General features: G+C 68.6%; 17 protein-coding genes. 2 read left to right on the top strand and 15 right to left on the bottom strand.

From position 1 onward, the window contains the following. Positions 1-47 precede the first annotated feature (47 nt). The 13 genes from C5C17_RS07975 to C5C17_RS07915 all read right to left on the bottom strand — a co-directional run bounded on the left by C5C17_RS07975 (position 48) and on the right by C5C17_RS07915 (position 14,823). Positions 48-770, bottom strand: coding sequence for an FtsQ-type POTRA domain-containing protein (locus C5C17_RS07975; protein ID WP_104252833.1), 723 nt, complete (start codon positions 768-770; stop codon positions 48-50). Beyond that, entirely contained in the window at positions 767-2,176 is a 1,410-nt protein-coding gene (murC, locus tag C5C17_RS07970; RefSeq protein ID WP_104252832.1) for a UDP-N-acetylmuramate--L-alanine ligase, read from the bottom strand. Before murC ends, C5C17_RS07975 begins: the two co-directional genes overlap by 4 nt. Before the next feature lie 89 nt (positions 2,177-2,265). Then, on the bottom strand, positions 2,266-3,351 hold the full coding sequence (murG, locus tag C5C17_RS07965) for an undecaprenyldiphospho-muramoylpentapeptide beta-N-acetylglucosaminyltransferase (RefSeq protein ID WP_104252831.1): 1,086 nt from the start codon (positions 3,349-3,351) through the stop codon (positions 2,266-2,268). Then, positions 3,348-4,595 carry a putative lipid II flippase FtsW gene (gene ftsW, locus C5C17_RS07960; RefSeq protein ID WP_104252830.1) on the bottom strand — a complete coding sequence of 416 codons (1,248 nt, stop codon included), beginning with the start codon at positions 4,593-4,595 and terminating at the stop codon, positions 3,348-3,350. The genes murG and ftsW overlap by 4 nt, the downstream gene beginning before the upstream one ends. Then, the gene (gene murD, locus C5C17_RS07955) at positions 4,537-6,081 is read right to left on the bottom strand and encodes a UDP-N-acetylmuramoyl-L-alanine--D-glutamate ligase (protein WP_258066068.1); all 1,545 of its coding nucleotides are present in this window, start codon (positions 6,079-6,081) and stop codon (positions 4,537-4,539) included. Before murD ends, ftsW begins: the two co-directional genes overlap by 59 nt. Continuing rightward, positions 6,078-7,175 carry a phospho-N-acetylmuramoyl-pentapeptide-transferase gene (mraY, locus tag C5C17_RS07950; RefSeq protein WP_104252828.1) on the bottom strand — a complete coding sequence of 366 codons (1,098 nt, stop codon included), beginning with the start codon at positions 7,173-7,175 and terminating at the stop codon, positions 6,078-6,080. Before mraY ends, murD begins: the two co-directional genes overlap by 4 nt. After that, positions 7,172-8,590 carry a UDP-N-acetylmuramoyl-tripeptide--D-alanyl-D-alanine ligase gene (gene murF, locus C5C17_RS07945; protein ID WP_104252827.1) on the bottom strand — a complete coding sequence of 473 codons (1,419 nt, stop codon included), beginning with the start codon at positions 8,588-8,590 and terminating at the stop codon, positions 7,172-7,174. Before murF ends, mraY begins: the two co-directional genes overlap by 4 nt. Positions 8,591-8,594: 4 nt before the next feature. Beyond that, the gene (locus tag C5C17_RS07940; protein ID WP_104252826.1) at positions 8,595-10,127 is read right to left on the bottom strand and encodes a Mur ligase family protein; all 1,533 of its coding nucleotides are present in this window, start codon (positions 10,125-10,127) and stop codon (positions 8,595-8,597) included. 23 nt (positions 10,128-10,150) lie between these two features. Continuing rightward, a complete protein-coding gene (locus C5C17_RS07935; RefSeq protein ID WP_104252825.1) occupies positions 10,151-11,920 on the bottom strand; it encodes a penicillin-binding protein 2 in 1,770 nt (589 codons plus the stop codon). 72 nt (positions 11,921-11,992) lie between these two features. Next, positions 11,993-12,553: a hypothetical protein gene (locus C5C17_RS07930; protein ID WP_104252824.1), complete on the bottom strand. Its 561-nt coding sequence runs from the start codon at positions 12,551-12,553 to the stop codon at positions 11,993-11,995. Further along, the gene (gene rsmH / locus C5C17_RS07925) at positions 12,550-13,551 is read right to left on the bottom strand and encodes a 16S rRNA (cytosine(1402)-N(4))-methyltransferase RsmH (protein WP_104252969.1); all 1,002 of its coding nucleotides are present in this window, start codon (positions 13,549-13,551) and stop codon (positions 12,550-12,552) included. The genes C5C17_RS07930 and rsmH overlap by 4 nt, the downstream gene beginning before the upstream one ends. Before the next feature lie 193 nt (positions 13,552-13,744). Next, positions 13,745-14,176: a division/cell wall cluster transcriptional repressor MraZ gene (gene mraZ, locus C5C17_RS07920; protein ID WP_104252823.1), complete on the bottom strand. Its 432-nt coding sequence runs from the start codon at positions 14,174-14,176 to the stop codon at positions 13,745-13,747. A 266-nt stretch (positions 14,177-14,442) separates the two neighbouring features. Then, positions 14,443-14,823, bottom strand: a complete 381-nt coding sequence (locus C5C17_RS07915; RefSeq protein WP_104252822.1) for a DUF3040 domain-containing protein — start codon at positions 14,821-14,823, stop codon at positions 14,443-14,445. 88 nt (positions 14,824-14,911) lie between these two features. Between C5C17_RS07915 and C5C17_RS07910 the strand changes: the two genes are divergently transcribed. Next, positions 14,912-15,994, top strand: coding sequence for a polyprenyl synthetase family protein (locus tag C5C17_RS07910; RefSeq protein WP_104252821.1), 1,083 nt, complete (start codon positions 14,912-14,914; stop codon positions 15,992-15,994). Between the two features lie 145 nt (positions 15,995-16,139). Here the strand turns inward: C5C17_RS07910 and C5C17_RS07905 are convergent, their stop codons facing one another. After that, the gene (locus C5C17_RS07905) at positions 16,140-16,484 is read right to left on the bottom strand and encodes an Rv2175c family DNA-binding protein (protein ID WP_104252820.1); all 345 of its coding nucleotides are present in this window, start codon (positions 16,482-16,484) and stop codon (positions 16,140-16,142) included. 134 nt (positions 16,485-16,618) lie between these two features. Here C5C17_RS07905 and pknB point away from each other — a divergent pair, with 134 nt between their 5' ends. Then, complete coding sequence (gene pknB / locus C5C17_RS07900) at positions 16,619-18,634, top strand: Stk1 family PASTA domain-containing Ser/Thr kinase (RefSeq protein ID WP_104252819.1); 2,016 nt, start codon at positions 16,619-16,621, stop codon at positions 18,632-18,634. 96 nt (positions 18,635-18,730) lie between these two features. Here pknB and C5C17_RS07895 read toward each other — a convergent pair whose 3' ends face one another. Beyond that, positions 18,731-20,116, bottom strand: coding sequence for a class II 3-deoxy-7-phosphoheptulonate synthase (locus C5C17_RS07895; RefSeq protein WP_104252818.1), 1,386 nt, complete (start codon positions 20,114-20,116; stop codon positions 18,731-18,733). Positions 20,117-20,138 lie beyond the last annotated feature (22 nt).

Genomic DNA, 20,138 nt, shown 5'->3' with positions numbered 1-20,138 from the left:
GCTTCAACCCTCACTTGAAGGTTCGGCACCGTGGTCCGGAGGACGCCTCAGCGAGTGACCGGGGTCTCCGGGCTCGAGACGTCGTAGCTGGTGATGGACTGGTCGCCCGTCGCCGCCACCAGAGCAGCGAGCACCTCCGCCTTGCGATCGGAGTTCTCGGCGCTCCCCCACACGACCTCGGCGCCGCTGCGCATCGTCAACCGGACGTCGTCGATACTCCTCGCCGTCACGGTCGCGACGCCGGACCGAAAGTCCACGGGCAGTGCGAGGGACACCGCCGAGGCTGAGGCGAATGCCTCCGAGTCGATGCCCTGCCCACCCAGCTCGAGAGTCGGGATATCCCCCGCGGGTTCCGGCTGGGTCCACAGCACGACACCGGCCGCGTCCATGACGTCGTATCCCGCTGGCACGGCGACCGCGCCGATCGGCGAGCGCTCGACGATCGTGACGACAAGACGGCTCGGCGGCTCGACGCGGATCGAGTAGCTCTGCACCATCACGTACGACTGGAGTCGGCTCTCCACGTCGTCGTTCGTGACGAGCGCCAGGGGCTGCCCGTGCAGGTCGGCGAGCGACTCGTCGACCTGCGTCGCGTCGACGCGCTGCGTGCCGGCGACGACGATCTCGCGGACGGACATGATGGGGCTGTACACGGCGACCGCGACGAACGCGACGAGTGCGGCCACCGCCGCCGCGACCCAGATCAGGATGCGGCGGCGTCGTCTGGCGCGCCAGGTGAATCGGCGCGCATCGTCGCCGAGCACGCTCACGGCTTGCCTGGCTCCTTCGCGCCGAGCGCCTCGAGGAGCTGGGGCACGATGAGGTTGACGTCGCCGCAGCCGAAGGTGATGACGAAGTCGCCGTCCCGGGAGATCTCGGCGACCGTGTCGGCCGCATCCTGCCAGTCGGGGCGGTAGGCGACCTTGCTGCGGTCGGCGAATGCCTCTTCGACCAGCGCGCCCGTGACGCCGGGGATCGGATCCTCGCGTGCGCCGCACACGTCGAGCACGACGGTCTCGTCGGCGAGACGCTCGTACACCGCGGCGAAGACGTCGCTCATGTCTCGCGTCCGCGAGTACAGGTGCGGCTGGTGCACGGCGATGAGGCGTCCGGAGCCGACGACGGTGCGGGCAGCCGAGAGTGCCGCCTCGACCTCGGCGGGGTGATGGGCGTAGTCGTCGTAGACGCTCACTCCGCCGACCGTTCCGTGGAGTTCGAAGCGCCGCTTGGTGCCGCCGAACGTCGAGAGCGCGTCGAGGACGGCGGCGGGCTCGAAGCCGAGCTGGACGAGGACGACGAACGCGCCGGTCGCGTTGAGCGCGTTGTGGACGCCGGGCACGTGCAGGAGCGCCGGGTAGTCGACACCCTGCCAGGTGACGGTGAAGCGGGTCTCGCCACCCTCGGATGCGATGTCGGAGACGCGCGCGTCGGCGGACGGAGCCTGCCCGAAGGTCAGTACCCGCTTGTGGGTGAGCTTTTCGGTCAGCTCGACGGCGAGTGCGTCGTCGCTCGAGATGACCACTGCCTCGCTGGCGGCATCCGCGAACTGGACGAACGCGGCCTCGAAGGCCTCGACGCTGCCGTAGTGATCGAGGTGGTCGTTGTCGACGTTCGTGATGAGGGCGATCGCCGTGTCATAGAACAGGAAGGACCCGTCGGACTCGTCGGCCTCGACGACGAACGCCTCGCCGCTTCCGACGGCTGAGCTCGTTCCCAGCGCTGAGATGATCCCGCCGTTGACGAAGCTCGGGGCCGCGTCGAGGGCGTCGAGCGCGGTCACGATCATGCCCGTCGAGGTCGTCTTGCCGTGCGCCCCGGCGACGGAGACGAGTCGGCTGCCGCGCGTGAGCCAGACGAGCGCCTGCGAGCGGTGCAGGATGTTCAGCCCACGCTCCTTCGCGAGGACGAGTTCGGGGTTGTCGGGCCAGAGTGCGCTGGTGACGACGACGGTGTCCGCGTCGCCGAGGTGCTCCGCCGCGTGGCCGATCTCGACACGCGCGCCTCGATCGCGCAGCTCTCGTGTCGCGTAGTTCTCTGTCCGGTCGCTTCCGGAGATCGTCAGGCCTCGGTCGAGCATCATGCGCGCGATACCGCTCATGCCTGAGCCGCCGATGCCGATGAAGTGCACGTTCCCGATGTCGTCGGGAATCTGCGCGGTGGCGTCTGGATTGATCATTGCTGCTCCTGAGTTCGCTCGATCTGCGAGCTGCGCGGTCTCTTCCGCGTCGATGGTCGAGGGTACTCCGCCTTCACGTCCGAAGGCGCCTATCCGGTCCGAGCGTCCTCGACCGCCTGGTCCAGCAGGGCGACGACCCGCGAGGCCCCGTCGCGCTGCGCTGATGCGCGAGTCGCCTGCTCCATTCGGGCTCGGCGGTCATCGTCGCGGGCGAGGGCGAGGAGCTCCTTCGACGCCCACTCGGGCGTGAAGTCCGCGTCGGCCACCCGTATGGCACCACCTGCGGACAGGACGGAGCGGATGTTGGTGGTCTGGTGGTCGCCGGTGGCGGCGGGGTACGGGATGTAGACAGCCGGGAGGCCGACGACGCCGAGCTCGCTGACGGTGGATGCGCCCGCACGCGCGACGACCAGGTCGGCGGCGGCGAACGCGAGGTCCATGCGGTCGCAGTACTCGAGCACGTGGTAGCCCTCGACGTGGTCGTGCTCGAACTTCGAGAGCCCGCCGACGAGGTGAAGGACCTGCCAGCCCTCGGAGATGAGCTCGGGCACGACGGCCCGGACCGTCTCGTTGACGCGCCTCGCGCCGAGCGAGCCGCCGGTGACCAGGAGCGTGCGACGGTCGGGGGCCAGCCCGAAGAACCTGACAGCCTCGTCGCGCTTCGCGGCGCGGTCGAGGTGCTCGATCTCAGCCCTGAGGGGCATCCCGACGGTCACGGCACCGCGGAGGGGGGTGCCGTCGAAGGCGACGCCCACGCGCTTCGCCCAGCGCGCGCCGAGCTTGTTGGCCATCCCGGGGTGCGCGTTGGCTTCGTGCACGACGCTGGGGACCCGACCCCGTGCTGCCAGGTAGGCGGGGGCCGCCGCGTACCCGCCGAAGCCGGCGACCGCGTCGATGCTGTGCTCGTCGAGCATCCGGCGCACGGAGGCGACCGTCTCACGGAGTCGCGGCAGGAACGTCAGCACCTGCATGCCCGGGCGTCGAGGGAAGGGCAGCTTCGGAATCGTGAGGAGCTCGTAGCCGCGGGCGGGAACGAGCCGAGCCTCCAGCCCCTCTTTCGTGCCGAGCACGAGGATCTTCGAGTCGGGGTCGCGTTCGCGCAGCGCATCCGCGACCGCGAGCAGCGGGTTGACGTGGCCGGCCGTGCCGCCTCCGGCGAGCAGGTAGTTGGTCACGTGCGGGACTCCGATCGCTTCGGGTTGCGGGCGATCGACAAGACTATGCCGATTGCGAAGAGGGTCGTGATGAGGGCCGATCCGCCGGAGGAGACGAGCGGCAATGGCACGCCGAGGACCGGCAGGAACCCGATGACGACGGCGATGTTCACGAACGCCTGGAAGATCAGCCACGTCGTCACGGCACCGACGATGGTCTTCGCCGTCCAGTCCTCCGCCTCGTGGTAGATGCGGACGAGCACGACCGCGAGCAGGACGAAGACGCCGATGACGATGATCGCCCCGACGAGCCCGAGCTCCTCCCCGATGATGGCGAAGATGAAGTCGTTGTCGGCCTCTGGCAGCCACGACCACTTGGCCTTCGAGTTGCCGAGCCCCGAGCCGAACAGGCCGCCGGCGGCGAGGGCGTAGAGCCCATGCGCGCTCTGCCAGCCCCAGGTCTCGTAGTCGACCTCTCCCTGGAAGAAGTTCGTGATGCGTGCCATGCGGTTGTCGCTGAAGATCGACAGCAGGAGCGCCGCTGCGACGGCGACGAACCCGGCGAGCCACAGGAACCTGGATGCGACGCCGCCGAAATACAGCGCTCCGAGGACGAGCGCGCCGACGACGATCATCGTTCCGAGGTCCTTGCTCAGCGCCATGACGCCGAAGCTCAAGCCGAGGACGGGGAGAATGGGGACCGCGACCTCTTTGGCGACGTGCAGCTTGCCCTGCTTGCGCCCGAGGATGAGGCCGAGCCACAGCACGAGCGCCACCTTGAGCGCCTCTGCGGGCTGCATCGTCGTGAAGCCGAGGTCGATCCAGGCCCGGTTGCCGTTGACGTCGACGCCGATGGGGGTGAAGACCAGCGCCTGCAGGATGACGGCCACGAAGAGGGCTGGCCAGGCGATCCGCTTCCAGAACCGGAGCGGCATCCGGGATGCGAAGAGCATGAGCGGGATGCCGAGTGCCGCGAACGTCGCCTGGCTGACGAACCGAGCGGAGACCGCGTTCCCGCCCGCGAACTCCTCGACCGAGGAGCTCGAGAGCACCATCACGATGCCGAAGGCGACCAGGAACAGCGTGATCGACAGCAGGAGCACGAAGTTGCGGTTGACCCCGCGGATGCGCTTGCCGAGCGAGACGACGACCGCGCTCGAGGAGCTCTTGCGTGCGGAACCACCGGCCGGAGTGCCCGCGCCTGGCCTAGTCGGCGCTGGTGTCCGGCTCGGAGGTGCGGTCCTGGGAGCCTTCTGTCTCGGCATGCCGGCCCCCTTCAAGATGCGACGCGACGGCGAGCGCGAAACGCTGGCCACGGTCGCTGTAACTCACGAACTGGTCCATGGAGGCTGCCGCCGGAGCGAGCAGCACGGTGTCACCGTCCTGCGCGAGCCGCGCGGCTTCCGCCACGGCGCGTCCCATGATGGAGTCAGTGTCGCTCACGTCGATCTCGATGAACGCGACCTCTGGGGCGTGTTGCGCGAACGCGTCGGCCAGTTCGGATCGAGAGACTCCGAGGGCCACCGCACCTCGGAGGCGTCCGGCGTGCTTCGCGACGAGCGGCGCGATGTCGACTCCCTTGAGGAGCCCTCCCACCAGCCAGACGACGCTGCGGTGCGCGGCCAGCGAGGCGTCGGCGGCGTGGACATTGGTCGCCTTCGAGTCGTCGACCCAGAGGACCCCGGCAGCCTCCGCGACGATCTCGTGGCGGTGCCGATCGACCGAGAAGGTCGAGAGCGCCTCGGAGATCGCGGTGACCGGGACGCCGACAGCCCGAACGAGGGCGGCCGCGGCGAGCACATCCTCCACGAGGTGCCTCGAGGAGAGCCCGCGCGGGCGCAGCTCCTCGAGGGTCGTGAGCTCGAGCGCGGTGCGGGCTCGGTCGTCGAGGAACGCACGGTCGACGAGGATCCCGTCGACCACTCCGAAATCGCTCGGCCCTGGCACGTCGGTCCCGAAGCCGATGGCGCGGCATCCCTCGACGACATCGGCCGCCTCGACGAGGTCGAGTGTCGCCTCGTCGCCCTTGTTGTAGACGCAGGCGATCTGGGCTCTCTCGTAGACGCGGCCCTTCGCTGCGCGGTAGGCCTCAGCACTGCCATGCCAGTCGAGGTGGTCGTCCGCGATGTTGAGGACGACCGCGGCGTGCGCCGACATCGAGTGGAGGGAGTGGAGCTGGAAGCTCGAGAGCTCGACCACCAGGAGTTGGAACTCGGCGGGGTCGCGCAGCACATCGAGGACGGGCACGCCGATGTTGCCGCAGGGGGCCGTCCGGATACCTGCGGCCAGTCCCATGTGCGCTGCGAGCTGGGTTGTCGTCGTCTTGCCGTTCGTCCCCGTGACGGCGAGCCATGGAGCGGGCTCGCCGAACTTGTCGCGGAGTCGCCAGGCCAGCTCGACGTCACCCCACACTGGCGCGTCGAGCGCGTCGGCGGCGACGATGAGGGGATGGCTCGGGGCGAAGCCGGGAGACGCGACGATGAGGTCGGCGTCCAGAGCCTTCAGCGCGTCGACGGCGGACTCGTCACCGTCGGCGATCGTCACGGGAACGTCGAGCACCTCGAGGATGCGCTCACGTTCGTCGTCATGCGACTGCGCGATGACGTGCGGCTTGGCTCCGAGTTCGGCAAGGGTGTCCGCGACGGAGAACCCCGTCTTCCCCAGGCCGAGCACGGCGACCGACAGGCCGGTCCAGTCGTCGTGCCAGCTCCGGAGACCCTCGACGTCGCGGCCCGCTCCCTCGCGGGTCACGTCGTGACTCCCCACTCGGCGTAGAAGAGCCCGATGCCGAGGGCGGCGCAGAGTCCGGCGATGATCCAGAACCGGACGACGACCGTGGTCTCGGCCCACCCTTTGAGCTCGAAGTGGTGGTGAATGGGGCTCATCAGGAAGATGCGCTTGCCCTTGGTGAGCTTGAAGTAGATGCGCTGCACGATAACGGAGCCGGTGGTCATGACGAAGAGGCCGCCGATGAGGACGAGCAGCAGCTCCGTGCGGGTGATGATGGCGAAGGCGGCGATGGCGCCACCGAGGCCGAGCGAGCCCGTGTCCCCCATGAAGATCTGCGCCGGCGAGGTGTTCCACCAGAGGAACCCGATGAGCGCGCCAGCGATGCCTGCCGCCACGATGGCGACGTCGAGGGGCGCGTAGGCCGTGTAGCAGGCCGACTCGAGCGACTCGGCGAGGCGCTCCGTGCCGCAGGCCTGGTTGAACTGCCAGTAGGCGATGATGCCGTAGGAGCCGATCGAGATGATGGAGGCACCCGTCGCGAGGCCGTCGAGGCCGTCCGTCACGTTCACGGCGTTCGACGTCGCGGTCGTGATGACGACGATCCAGACGATGAGGGCGATCGTTCCGGCAACGGCACCGAGCGCCATGAAGTCGATGGGCAGGTCTCGGATGAACGAGATGTGCGTCGAGAGGACGGGGACGCCGTCGGGGTTGCGGTACTGCAGGCCGATCACCGCGAAGAGTCCCGCGACGATCACCTGCCCGACGATCTTCGACCATCCACCGAGTCCGAGGGACTGCTGCTTGCGGACCTTCAGGAAGTCGTCGATGAAGCCGATGACGCCGAGGCCGACCATCATACCGAGGATGAGGAGCCCGGCGGCCGTGACCTGGTCGCCAGTGGCCAGCGTCGCGATGAAGTACGCCAGCACGGAGCCGACGATGAAGACGATGCCGCCCATCGTGGCGGTTCCGCGCTTCGAGTGGTGGGCTTCCGGCCCATCCTCGCGGATGAACTGGCCCCACTCGAGCTTGTGGAACAGGCGGATGAACAGCGGCGTCATGAACAGCGTGAACGCCAGCCCGACACCTCCGGCAATAAGGATCGCAATCACGCGAAGTGCCCCCTGAGGTGCTCGGCGAAACGGTCTCCGAGGTGTCGGAGGCCCGCTGAGTTCGATGACTTCACGAGGACCAGGTCGCCGGGTCGCGTCTCGCGGACCAGCAGCTCGTAGGCCTCGTCCATCGACTCGACGAAGATCGACTCTCCGTCCCAGGAGCCCTGGGCGATCGCTCCGAGGTGCAGCGCGCGGGCGTCGCGGCCGACGACGATGAGCTGGTCGATGCCGAGGCGAACGGCGAGCAGTCCGAGGCGGTCGTGCTCCTCGATGGAGGCGTCCCCGAGCTCGCTCATGGCGCCGAGCACCGCGACCGTGCGGGCGCCGCTCGGCGCGATCTGGGCGATCGTCTTGAGGGCGGCGGCCATGGAGTCGGGGCTCGCGTTGTAGGCGTCGTTGATGAGGTGCACGGAGCCGGCGTGCTGGAGCTCCATTCGCCACTGCTCGGCGCGTGTGACGCGCTGGAGGGCGTCACGGACCTCCGTGGCCGGCACCCCCTGCGTGTGGGCTGCTGCCGCGGCGGCGAGCGCGTTGGTGACGTGGTGCTCCCCGATCACGCTGAAGCGGACGACGACGGGCTCCTGCTCGGGAAGGTGCAACGTGAACTCAGTGCCGTCGAGGCTCGTCGAGACGTCGCTCGCGCGGACATCCGCTCGCTCGCCTCGACCGAACCACAGCACGTTCGCGTCGGTCTTGTCTGCCATCGAGGCGACGCGCGCGTCGTCGGCGTTGAGCACGGCGGTGTCGCCCGCGACGAGCCCTTGCACCATCTCGGTCTTCGAGGTGAGCGTTACCTCGATGCCACCGAACTCGCCAGCGTGCGCGAGGCCGACCGTCAGGACGATGCCGACGTCCGGCTTCGCCATCGAGATGAGCCTGCGGATCTCGCCCGGAGCGCTCGCGCCCATCTCGGCGATGAGGGTCTGCGTGTCCTCCGTGAGCTTCAGGAACGTCAGCGGCGCGCCCACCTCGTTGTTGAAGCTGGCGATGGGCGCGACGGTCTCGCCTCGCGCCGAGAAGATCTCATTGAGGAGGTTCTTGGTCGTCGTCTTGCCGTTCGACCCCGTGACCGCGATCGTGACGAGCTGTCCGCGGGACTTCACTCGGGTCACGACTTCGGTGGCGAGGCGTCCGAGGGCGAGGACCGCGTCGTCGACGACGACCTGCGTGACAGGAAGGTCGAGCACGCGTTCGACGATGAGGAGCGAGGCACCGTTCTCGACGGCCTTCGGCGCGAAGAGGTGACCGTCGGTGACCTCTCCGGGCTTGGCGACGAAGATGTCGCCCGGCCGGATGAGTCTGGAGTCGGTGTCGACGGTGCCGGCGAACACGCACTCGAGCGTGTCCTGGCCAGCAGTGTGCGCCTCTCCCCCGGTGATCTCAGCGATCTCGCGAAGTCGGAGTTCGATCATCCGCTCACCACCCTGCTTCCCTGAGCGCCGCTCTGGCCTCGTCTCGTGCCGAATACTGGATCTTGCTGCCCGCGACCTCGGTGTAGCTCTCGTGGCCTGGGCCGGCAACGAGGATAGTGTCCTCTGGCCCTGCGAGCGAAACCGCCTTGCGCAGCCCGAGGCTCGCATCGGCGATCTCGTGCAGCTCCCGCTCCGGGTGGCTCGCCCTCACGCTCTCGACGAGCACCCTCCTGATCTCGTCCGGGTCCTCGGTGCGCGGGTTGTAGTCGGTGATGATGACGACGTCGCTGCCAGCCGCGGCGACGCGCGCCATCTCCGGGCGCTTGGTTCGGTCGCGGTCGCCGTCGGCGCCGAAGACCATGAACAGGCGGCCCGTGGTCATCTCTCTCAGCGCACCGAGCGTCTGCTCGAAGGCGTCCGGGGTGTGCCCGTAGTCCACATAGAGGCGCGGCCCCTTGTCTCCGGAGACCAGCTCGAGACGTCCGGGCACGAACGCGTCGATGCCGCCGTCACGTTCGAGCACCTCCGCGATCTCGCCGAGGTCGTAGCCGGACTCGACGAGCATCGCGATCGCGAGCCCGGCGTTCGCCGCCGAGAACCAGCCGGGCATGGGGATGCTCGAGTGCAGCACCCGGTCGTCGGGGCTCGTGAGCGTGAAGCTCGTGCTGCCGCCTTCTGCGCCCGTGACGACGAGGTTCCAGTCGGCGTCGGTTCCGGGCTTCGAGGAGATGGTCGTGACGGGGATGCGGGAGTCCTCCACGACCCGCGCGCCCCACTCGGAGTCGAGCGACACCACGCCGCGCCGAGCGCGCTCCGGGGTGAAGAGCTTGAGCTTCTCACCGAAGTACTCCTCGAAGTCGGCGTAGTCGTCGAGGTGGTCGTGCGAGAGGTTGATGAAGCCGACCACGTCGAACTCGATGCCGTCTACACGGTGGCGGGTGACGGCCTGCGCCGACACCTCGATGCTGGCCGCGTGCACCCCGACCTCGCGCATGCGGGCGAGCAGGGCGTGCAGCTCGCTCGCCTCAGGGGTGGTCAGGCTCGCCTCGATGCGCTCCTCGCCGATGCGACGCTCGACGGTGGTCGTGAGGCCGGTGACGACGCCGAGTTGCAGCAGGAGCCCGTCGAGGATGTACACGACGGACGTCTTCCCGTTGGTCCCCGTGACGCCGAAGAGCTTCGGCTGGTCGGGGTCGGTCCGGTAGATCCAGGCCGAGACGTCGCCGAGTGCGAGGCGCGGCTCCTCGGTGACGAGAACGGGAATGCCGAGCTCTCCGGCGAGTTCGGCGCCAGCCGCGTCGGTGAGGACTGCGACGGCGCCGGCTTCCTCGGCCTTCGCGGCGTAGCTGGCGCCGTGCACTCGCGCGCCTGGCAGCCCCACGTAGAGGTCGCCGGACTCGACATCCATCGAGGAGATGGAGACGCCGGTCACCTCGACCTGGTCGACGCCTTCTGGGGCGTCGAGTCCGAAGTGCGCGCACAGCTCGGAGAGCGAGCGCGGCACTGGATGGGATGGACGGATGCTTGCTGCGGGCATGACTTCCTGTGCAGTAGTGCGGATCAGAACGTGGTCGGGATGGTCGGCCACGGACTCGGCGATGGTGCCACCCGGTTGGATTGGAGGACGTACGCCATGACATCGTGCCATGCGGGCGCGGTGGCGGCGCTTCCAGTCATCGTAGTTGGGTTCATGATCGAGACCGTCACGACGTACTTCGGGTCGTCGATGGGGGCGACTCCGGCCATGGAGGCCATGTACTGCCCCTGCAGGTAGGTGCCGTCGCCCGCGGAGACCTCGGCGGTGCCCGTCTTGATGCCGACTCGGTATCCGGGGATCGCGACCTCCTTGGCGAGGCTCCCGCTCTGGGCCGTCGCCTCGAGGAGGGTGAGCGTGTCGGCTGCCGCCTGCGCGGACACGACCTGACGTGCCTCGCCCGGTTCCGTCTCGACGAAGCCGTCCTCGGTCTCGCAGCCCTCGACGAGCTGGACGGGGAGCCGCTGGCCGCCGTTCGCGATGGTTGCGTAGGCGCTCGCCATCTGGGGGGCGGTGACCTGCAGGCCCTGCCCGAACATCGTGGCGTAGTTCGTCTGCGGGTCCCAGTCCTCCCACGGGTGGACGGTGCCGGACTCCTCGCCGAGGAAGTCGGCCTCGGTGTCTGCGTTGAGCCCGAAGTCGAGCATGTAGTCGTAGCGTTCGCTCGCGCTGAGGCGTTCGCCCATCATGGCGATGCCGATGTTGGAGGAGCGCGTCATGATGCCAGCCGCGGTCCACCGCTCGTCGCCGTGCGCCCAGTCGTCGCCGAAGCTCACGTCGGTCTGCTCGAAGCGCCCGGGAACGGTGATCTGCTCGCCGGGAGTGGAGAGCCCCTTGTCGAACACCATGGCTGCGGTGAGGGCCTTCATCGTCGAACCGGGCTCGTAGGGCGCGGTGAACGCGCGCGAGCCGCGAGCCTCGGTTGCCGTGGCTCCCGGGTCGTTGGGGTCGACGGACGGGTAGTCGGCGACCGCGAGGACCTTGCCGGTCTCGACTTCCACGACGGTCGCGTGCCCCCATTTCCCGCCCATCGCGGTCACCTGCTCGGCGAGCACCTGCAGGGCGTACCACTGCAGGTCGGCGTCGACGGTGAGCTTGAGCGTGCCGCCCTGCTTGGCCTCGGTGAGCGTGACCTCGGTGCCGGGGATGCGCACGTTGTCCGCGCTGCGCTCGTAGGTCTCCTCGCCGTCGACGCCGGCGAGGCACTGGTTCTCTGAGAGCTCGAGTCCGGCGAGCGGCTCCCCGTCCGCGCCGAGGAACCCAGTGAGGTTGCCGGCGACCTGCCCGTTCGGGTAGACACGAGCGGCTTCTCGCTTCGGGTAGATCCAGGGGATCTCGAGCGCCCGGATCTTCTCGTAGGCGGCGAGCTCGAGGCCTCGGCTGAGGTAGGCGAAGTTGCTGTCCGGGTCGATCGCGAGGGCCGCATCCACGACGCCGACGAGCTCTGCCTCCTGCTGGCCGGTGATCGCGGCGATCTCACCGAGCGCCTGCTCGCGAGAGACCTCGCTGGTCTTGCCGTCGTCACCGGTGCGGTCGAACTCCTTGACGTTCACGGGAGCGACCGTGAGGTCGAAGCGGTCGGCGGAGTCGGCGAGGATCTCGCCGTTCTTGTCGACGATCGACCCACGTTCGCTGAAGATCGTGCTGGAGACTCCGCGCTTCGATTCGGCGTCGGCGTTGATGGTCGATGCCGAGACGAGCTGCACGTCGATCAGGCGGACCCCGAAGGCGATGAGCACTGCGGTCACGAGGATGATGACGAGGCCAGCCCTGCGCCTGGACACTTTCGGTGACACGGTGGTCCTCCCCCTTGTTCGGCGATGCTCCCAGCTGATCAGCCTCTCGGCACATCAGCCTCGGTCGTGGTTCTACCTCGTCGAGGGAGAGCGCAGCTCGCTGACCGACGGTACTTCAGGGGCCGCCGCTGGCTGCGGTGAAACTCCGTCAGCAGCGGGAGCCGGTGCGGGCTGGGTCACCTCGTTGGTGACGAGCCCCGTGTTGATGGGAGCCGACGTGCCTGTGGCGTTCGCGTCCGTCGCGAGCGAGGCGCTCCCGACCTGCAGGAAGGCCTGCGAGTCGGTCGGGACCATGCCGAGCTTCGTCGCCTCGACGGCGAGGTTCTGCGCGGAGGACATGGCGCTCAGCTCCTCGAGCGCGGCCGACTCCTCGCGCTGGAGTTCCGTCTGCGTCTGCTCGAGGCCGCTGACCTCGTAAGCGCCCTGCGAGATCGCGATGCTCAGGGCGAGCTGCGTGACGAACACACCTGCGAGGATGCCGAGCGAGATCATGATCGAGCGCAGGCTCGGCAGACGCCGCGCGCTTGGCGCCTCGACGAGTCGCAGCCGAGGAGACTGCGCCTGCTTCTTGGGGGCCGCCTTCGAGCGACGGGGGGCCGTGGATCCTCGAAGGATGCTCGTTGCTGCCGTCATGTCCGTGGGCTCCTCACTCGTTCAACCGCGCGCAGGCGCACGGGCAGTGCTCGTGGATTGTTCTCGCCTTCTGCGGCACCGGCGCGCTCGGCTCCGCGCACGAGGCGCGAGAACTCCGGCTTGTGCTCTGGAAGTTCGACCGGCAAGCCACTTGGCGCCGTCGACGTGGTCTTCGCCTCGAAGAGCCGCTTCACGAAGCGATCCTCGAGCGACTGGTAGGCCTCGACGACGACCCGGCCGCCGACTACAACGCGGTCGAGCGCCTGGGGAAGCGCGCGCTCCAGGGCGCCGAGCTCGGCGTTCACTTCGATGCGCAGCGCCTGGAAGACGCGCTTCGCCGGGTGACCCGCGTCGCGCTTCGCCGCCGGGGTCGCGCGCTGGAGCACATCGACGAGCTGCCCCGTCGTCTCGATCGGCGCCTGCGCGCGCTCTCGCACGATCCAGCTCGCGTAGCGAGGTGCCAGCTTCTCGTCGCCGTAGCGGTAGAAGAGCTCCTTGAGCTCCTCCTCGCCGTAGGACGCGACGATCTCGGCGGCCGTGACACCCGCCGTCGCATCCATGCGCATGTCGAGGGGCGCGTCCTGGATGTAGGAGAAGCCGCGGCTCGCCTCGTCGAGCTGCAGCGAGGACACCCCGAGGTCGAACAAGACGGCGTCGACCGTGTCGATGCCGAGCTCGTCGAGCGACGACTCGAACTCGTCGTAGACGGCGTGCACCAGCGTGACTCGGTCGCCGAAGCGAGCGAGTCGACGGCCGGCGAGGCCAAGTGCTTCGGAGTCGCGGTCGAAGCCGACGAGGCGGGCATTCGGGCACCGGTCGAGGACGGCCTCGCTGTGCCCGCCCATGCCGAGTGTCGCGTCGACGTAGATGCTGCCCGGGTTCTGGAGGGCAGGCGCGAGGAGCTCGACGCAGCGCTCGAGGAGGACCGGAGTGTGCAGCGTCGCGGGGTCGCGCTCGCTGCCCCCACTGTCCTGCGCGTTCTGGTTGTTCTCTGTCATGACGTTCCGGGGTCCTCCCTGATCACTGATTCCCATCCGTTCTCTCTCCTCGCCGGGGAGGGCGAGGGGAGCGAAGTGGAGATTCCGTCTGCCGCCGGGGAAGTGGCTTCAGATGGGGCTCCTGCGGTGCTGCTGTGCTCTGCGGCGAGGGAAGGCGCTTCAGAGCGGAACGGCTGAGAATCGGCGGTCAGGGTCAGAAGAGTCCCGGGATCACCTCCTCAGCGGTCTCGGAGAAGGCGGCCTCGTTGGCCTCGACGTAGGTGTTCCAGGCCTCGGCATCCCAGATCTCGGCGCGGGTTCCCGCCCCGATGACGGCCAGCTCGCGGTCGAGTCCGGCGTACTGCCTGAGCTGCTGCGGGATCGTGACCCGGTTCTGGCGGTCTGGCGTCTCCGCGTGCGCACCGGAGAGCAGGAGGCGCAGGTAGTCGCGCGCCTGCTTGCTCGTGACGGGCGCCTGGCGGATGCGGTTGTGGAGCTCCTCGAACTCGCTGGTGGAGAAGACATAGACGCAGCGGTCCTGCCCACGGGTCAGCACGACGCCCTCCGCGAGCTCGTCCCGGAACTTGGCCGGCAGGATGAGCCGCCCCTTCTCGTCGAGCTTGGGCGAGTACGTGCCAAGGAACATGCACGCCTCCCTCCCCGTCGCTGAATCCCCACATGCTCCACTTTACTCCACAACCAACCACTGAGCTACGCAAACACTCGATTTGCTCCCTGTGAATGCGAAAAGAGGCCAGTAATTTACTGGCCTCAGCATGGTGGAGGGAAGTGGAGCTATCTGGCGCGATCGAGGGCACAAAAAACGGGACCGGCCAGGTGGCCGGTCCCGATGGTGGTGCGAAGTGGTGGTTGGTGGTGGGGCGAGGTGGGGCCGCTCGGAGACCGCTCCCTCTACTCCCCCTGCTGCCGCTTGTCCCAGCGGTTGCCAAGCTTGTCCATGAACGACCCATCTGCGGACTCGCCCCGTTTCGGCGACGGGCGACCCGTCGGCAGCGGATCGGATTCCGAAGCCCCCTTCGGGACCGCGAACGCGTAGACCACGCCGGCGAGCATCAGGACGAACCCGATGACCCCCAGGACAGGGATGTTCGTGGCGACGCCGGCGACGACGACGCCGATGCCGACTGCCACAGAAAGAAACGCGACGACGACGGCTCGCGTGGTGACCGCAGCACCGCTTCTCGGCGATGTGGAGACGACGTCCGCATCGTTCTGGTAGAAGCTGCGCTCCATCTCATCAAGCAACCGCTGCTCTTGCTCAGATAGTGCCATGTTGACCTCGTGCTCAAGGGGGCGATCGGAGCCCCGCTCCGAAGTATTGCGCCCATTGTAGGCGCGCGCACCTGGGTAGAGTGGTGTCGTGTCTGAGAGTTCTTCGCTGTCCTCCAAAGTCCAGCGTCGCCTGGACGCCACAATCGACGAGAACCTGCGAGTTCTCGGCCCGATCGGTGTCGACGTGCCCGCTTTCCTCGAGCAGGCCGCGACCTTCACGACGGGTGGAAAACGACTGCGCGCCTCCTTCTGCGCCGCAGGCTTCGGCAGCGCGACCGGCACGAGCGAGCACACCGAGGCCGTCGTCCGCGCAGCGGCCTCTATCGAGTTCTTCCACGCCGCCGCCCTCGTCCACGACGACATCATCGATCGCTCCGACACGCGGCGAGGCGCGCCCTCCACGCATCGGGCGTTCGCGCGCCACCACCGCGCCTCGGCCTGGGCGGGCGACGAGAAGCACTTCGGCCTGAGCGCCGCGATCCTGCTCGGTGATCTCCTGCTCGTCTGGAGCGACCAGCTCTTCGTCGAGGCCTGCGCGCTCGTCTCCCCCGAGAACGCGGTGCGAGCGAGGGCGGAGTTCAGCAGGATGCGCAGCGAGGTGACCGTCGGACAGTACCTCGACCTCGTGGAGGAGGTCGCGTGGCCGGTCGTCCCCATCGACGCGCGCGCCTCTCGAGCGAAGACCATCGCGATCTCGAAATCCGCGAGGTACAGCGTCGAGGAGCCGCTCGTGCTCGGCGCGCTCCTCGGAGGGGCATCGGACTCGCACGTCGAGCAGATCCGGTCATTCGGGCTGCCCCTCGGGCTCGCCTTCCAGCTCCGGGACGACGTCCTCGGCGTCTTCGGCGACGAGGCCGTGACCGGGAAGCCGAGCGGTGACGACCTGCGGGAAGGGAAGCGCACGCTCATGATCGCCGCCGCGCAGGAGCTGGCGGCGCCCGCCGACTCCGCACGCCTCGACGAGCTGCTCGGCGACCCGGACCTGAGCGACTCCGACATCGCGTGGATGCAGTCCCTCATCGCCGAGTCAGGCGGACTGCAGCGCACCGAGGATCTCATCAGCACGTCGTTGCGCGAGGCACTCGCCGGCCTGGCTGCGCTCGAACTCGACACCGAGTCGCGGCAGCTGCTCGAGGACCTCGCAGAGCGCACCGCGCACCGCGCGCACTGACAGAGCCGCGGAACCGGTCGTCGGCTCCCCGCCGACGATCACCACGACGAGTACTCGGGCGAACCACAGCTCAGAGCCACAGCGCAGTAGCCACGAGCACCCGGAGGCGTCCGGGGCAGGGGATCCAGGCTGGAGCGCGGACGCCTCAGATGGCGAGCAGCTGCACCGCGTGACGGACCTGCGTCTTGCGTCCCTCGACGAGCGCATCCACGGGTGCGACGCCGAGCGTCTCGTCGACGCTCAGGAGCCAGACCATCTGCTCGTGTGCGCTCAGGCCCGCGTCAGCGAGCAGGAAGAGCGTGCCGCGGAGGCCGACGAGCGGCTCCCCGTCCTTGATGAACTCTCGCGGGATGCGCGGCTCGCGTTCGATGCGGAACGAAAGCAGCTGCTTGTCCTCGATCAGGGTCGACACGCGCCCCGTCGAGACGCCGAGCTCGGCAGCGGCTTGGGGAATCGTGTACCACTCGCGGGTACTGAAGACGTCACTCACGTCTCACATCGTCGCAGACGCCGCCCGTCGATGCGAGCCGACGCGATTGATCGGCGTCGTCCGGTGTTTCATCCGGGGGCTGACCGCCTGCTCGGGCTATCCTGCACGACGTGAGTCCCGTTGGTCCCGACGACATGATCGGCCGTCTGATCGACGGCCGATATCAAGTGCGCTCTCTGATCGCCAAGGGCGGCATGGCTACGGTCTATGTCGCCACTGACCTGCGCCTGGAACGCCGCGTCGCGATCAAGGTGATGCACGATCACCTCGCGGCCGACGAGCGCTTCCGCGAGCGATTCATCCGCGAGGCCCGCTCCGCGGCGAAGATCACGCACCCGAACGTCGTGAACGTGTACGACCAGGGCGACGACGAGGTCTTCGCCTACATGGTGATGGAGTACATCCCGGGCATCACGTTGCGCGACCTGCTCCACGACCACCACAAGCTCACCCCTGAGCAGTCCATCGATGTCATGGATGCTGTCCTGGCCGGCCTGCAGGCGGCGCACAAGCTCGGCATCGTGCACCGCGACCTCAAGCCGGAGAACGTCCTACTCGCCGACGACGGCCGCATCAAGCTCAGTGACTTCGGGCTGGCCAGGGCGGCGAGCGCGAACACGGCGACAGGCCAGGTGCTGCTCGGCACGATCGCGTACCTGAGCCCGGAGCTCGTGACCAAGGGCACGGCGGATGTGCGCAGCGACATCTACTCGCTCGGCATCATGCTCTTCGAGATGCTCACCGGTGAGCAGCCGTACCGCGGCGACCAGCCCGTGAACATCGCGTACCGCCACGCGAACGAGACGGTGCCAGCGCCCAGCGAGGTGAACCCGAACGTCCCCCACGAGCTCGACGAGCTCGTGGCGTGGTCGACGGAACGCGACCCGGAGCTGCGCCCCGCCGATGCTGGCGTCATGCTCGAGGCCCTTCGTCGTGCCGAGGCCGAGCTCGGGCAGTCCGCACGTCCGCTCCCGGCGACGGCCGTGATGGCCCAGGCGGGCGACGAGGACATCGAGGACACCGACCCGACCGAGCTGGCGGCCATCACCAGCCAGCTTTCCTCCGCGTCTTCACCTCCCGACGCATTCGAGCGGCACGTCGAGCCCTTCACGCCGGGCTCGCCGCCCGTGATGGCCGGCCCTCCCCTCTTCCCAGAGGACACTGCGGCCGATCTCTCCCCCCAGCTCCCTCCGGCAACCACGACGGCGGAGTCAGGCGCGCGAAAGCGTCGGCGCTTCGGCGCCGTGCTCGCCGTGCTGGTCATCGCCCTGATCGCCGCCGCGGGTGGCGTCGGCTGGTGGTTCGGACTCGGCCCGGGGTCGTACGACACGGTTCCGGAGGCGGTCTCCTTGACGCAGGCGGATGCCGAGGCCGCCATCACGGGCGCTGGCTTCACCGTCGGCGACGTGACGCAGGAGTTCTCGCTCGACGTCGCGGCGGGCACCGTCATGGACATGGACCCGCAGGCGGGCACATCCCTCGCGCCGGAGACCCCGATCTCGCTCGTGGTGTCCGCTGGACCTGAGATGCTCGACGTGCCCGATCTCGAAGGGCTCACGCTCGAGGACGCCGAGAGCGCGATCACCGAGGCGGGGTTCACCTACGACCCGGCGACGACGCTGCGCCAGTTCTCCGATCAGGAGGCGGACATCGTCCTCTCCGCAACCGACAACAACGGGGCGCCGCTGCCCGCGACCCTCGCTGAAGGCCAGCCGATTCGACTGGTCGCCTCGGCTGGAATCGTTCCTGACGTCGCAGGCGAGACGGAAGCCAACGCGACCCAGCTGATCGAAGACGCGGGCCTCGTGGTGAACGTCTCCAGCCGCGAGTACTCGGCGTCGGTGGCGAGCGGCGTCGTCATCGCGTTCTCCACGACGACGGACCCGGTTGTCCCTGGAGACACGATCAACATCTCCGTCTCACGCGGCCCGGCACCCGTCACACTCCCGGACGTCGTCGGGAAGCCCATCGCCGAGGCGATCTCGCAGTTGGAGGGACTCGGGCTGACCGTCGGCCACAACGTGCCCCCTGGCATCGTCAACGACCCGAACCCAGTCATCAAGTTCGTGGTGTCGACGCAGTCTCCAGCGGCGGGGGTCGAGGTGCCTGCGGGCTCGAACGTGACGCTGACCGCGACAGCGACGCTCTAGCAGCGGGGCTGCTGAGGGCAGCAGGGCCAGCTGCACCGTACGACAGGAGAGGCGCATCCCGTTTCCGGGATGCGCCTCTCCTGTCGTACGGCCGGCTCAGCGCTTCGCGGCGCGGAGCTCCTCTGCCACCAGGAACGCGAGTTCGAGGGACTGCATGTGGTTGAGGCGCGGGTCGCAGAGCGACTCGTAGCGGGTCTCGAGCGTCTTCTCGTCGATCTGCTCGGAGCCGCCGAGGCACTCGGTCACGTCGTCACCCGTGAGCTCCACGTGGATGCCACCCGGGTGCGTCCCCGCGGCGCGGTGCGCCTCGAAGAAGCCCTTGACCTCGTCGACGACGTCATCGAAGCGACGCGTCTTGTAGCCGCTCGGGGTGGTGATGCCGTTGCCGTGCATCGGATCGGTGATCCACAGCGGCTGCGCGTCTGCGCCCTTGATGGCCTCGAGCAGGGGCGGGAGGGCGTCGCGGATCTTGCCGGCACCCATGCGCGTGATGAACGTCAGGCGCCCGGGCTCACGGTTCGGGTCGATCTTGTCGATGAGCCGCAGCATGGTGTCCGGCGTCGTCGAGGGCCCGAGCTTCACGCCGATCGGGTTCTTGACGCGGCTGAAGAAGTCGACGTGCGCCTCGTCGAGGTCACGCGTTCGCTCGCCGATCCAGATGAAGTGGCCTGAGGTGTCGTAGGGCTGGCCGGTCCGCGAGTCGATGCGGGTCATGGGGCGCTCGTAGTCCATGAGGAGTCCCTCGTGGCCCACGAAGAACTCGACGTCGCGCAGCGCGTAGAAGTCGGCGCCAGCGGCCGCCATGAAGCGGACGGCGCGATCGATCTCCGCGGCGAGCTGCTCGTAGCGCGCGTTCGCCGGGTTCGCGGCGAAGCCCTGGTTCCAGGAGTGCACCTCGCGGAGGTCGGCGAAGCCGCCAGTCGTGAACGCGCGGACGAGGTTCAGCGTGGATGCAGCCGTGTGGTAGCCGCGGAGCATGCGCTCGGGGTCCGGTGTCCGACCCTCCGTCGTGAAGTCGAAGTCGTTGACGATGTCGCCGCGGTAGGCGGGTAGCGTCACGTCGCCGCGCGTCTCGTTGTCGCTCGAGCGGGGCTTCGCGAACTGCCCGGCCATCCGGCCCATCTTGACGACGGGCATCGAGGCACCGTAGGTCAGCACGACAGCCATCTGCAGGATCGTGCGCACGCGCGCTCGGATCTTGTCGGCGGTCGCCCCCGCGAAGGTCTCGGCGCAGTCGCCACCCTGGAGGACGAACGCCTGGCCCGCCGCGGCAGTGGCGATGCGATCGCGCAGCCTGTCGACCTCGCCCGCGAAGACGAGCGGCGGCAGGGACGCGAGCTCACCGGAGACGCTCGCGACCTTCGTCGCGTCGCCCCACTGCGGCTGCTGCCTGATCGGCAGCTCGCGCCAGGCGTCGAGGCCCTCGAGCACGCCGGGGGGCGTCGGGATCGACTCTGTGCGGGTGGAGGTGAATTGGCTCATGCTCGCTTCTCTGATCTCATGT

Origin of the sequence: Pseudoclavibacter sp. RFBA6 (genome assembly GCF_002931575.1) — a bacterium.
GTDB classification, from domain to species: domain Bacteria; phylum Actinomycetota; class Actinomycetes; order Actinomycetales; family Microbacteriaceae; genus Pseudoclavibacter; species Pseudoclavibacter terrae.
The sequence above is the reverse complement of the archived record's forward strand: the minus strand, read 5'-3'. Positions and strand labels throughout refer to the sequence as shown.

Coding starts and splice junctions, on each gene's coding strand:
- murC (WP_104252832.1), bottom strand. CDS start 2,176: ATGATCAATCCAGACGCCACCGCGCAGATTCCCGACGACATCGGGAAC.
- ftsW (WP_104252830.1), bottom strand. CDS start 4,595: ATGCCGAGACAGAAGGCTCCCAGGACCGCACCTCCGAGCCGGACACCA.
- murF (WP_104252827.1), bottom strand. CDS start 8,590: ATGATCGAACTCCGACTTCGCGAGATCGCTGAGATCACCGGGGGAGAG.
- C5C17_RS07940 (WP_104252826.1), bottom strand. CDS start 10,127: ATGCCCGCAGCAAGCATCCGTCCATCCCATCCAGTGCCGCGCTCGCTC.
- C5C17_RS07930 (WP_104252824.1), bottom strand. CDS start 12,553: ATGACGGCAGCAACGAGCATCCTTCGAGGATCCACGGCCCCCCGTCGC.
- rsmH (WP_104252969.1), bottom strand. CDS start 13,551: ATGACAGAGAACAACCAGAACGCGCAGGACAGTGGGGGCAGCGAGCGC.
- mraZ (WP_104252823.1), bottom strand. CDS start 14,176: ATGTTCCTTGGCACGTACTCGCCCAAGCTCGACGAGAAGGGGCGGCTC.
- C5C17_RS07915 (WP_104252822.1), bottom strand. CDS start 14,823: ATGGCACTATCTGAGCAAGAGCAGCGGTTGCTTGATGAGATGGAGCGC.
- pknB (WP_104252819.1), top strand. CDS start 16,619: ATGATCGGCCGTCTGATCGACGGCCGATATCAAGTGCGCTCTCTGATC.
- C5C17_RS07895 (WP_104252818.1), bottom strand. CDS start 20,116: ATGAGCCAATTCACCTCCACCCGCACAGAGTCGATCCCGACGCCCCCC.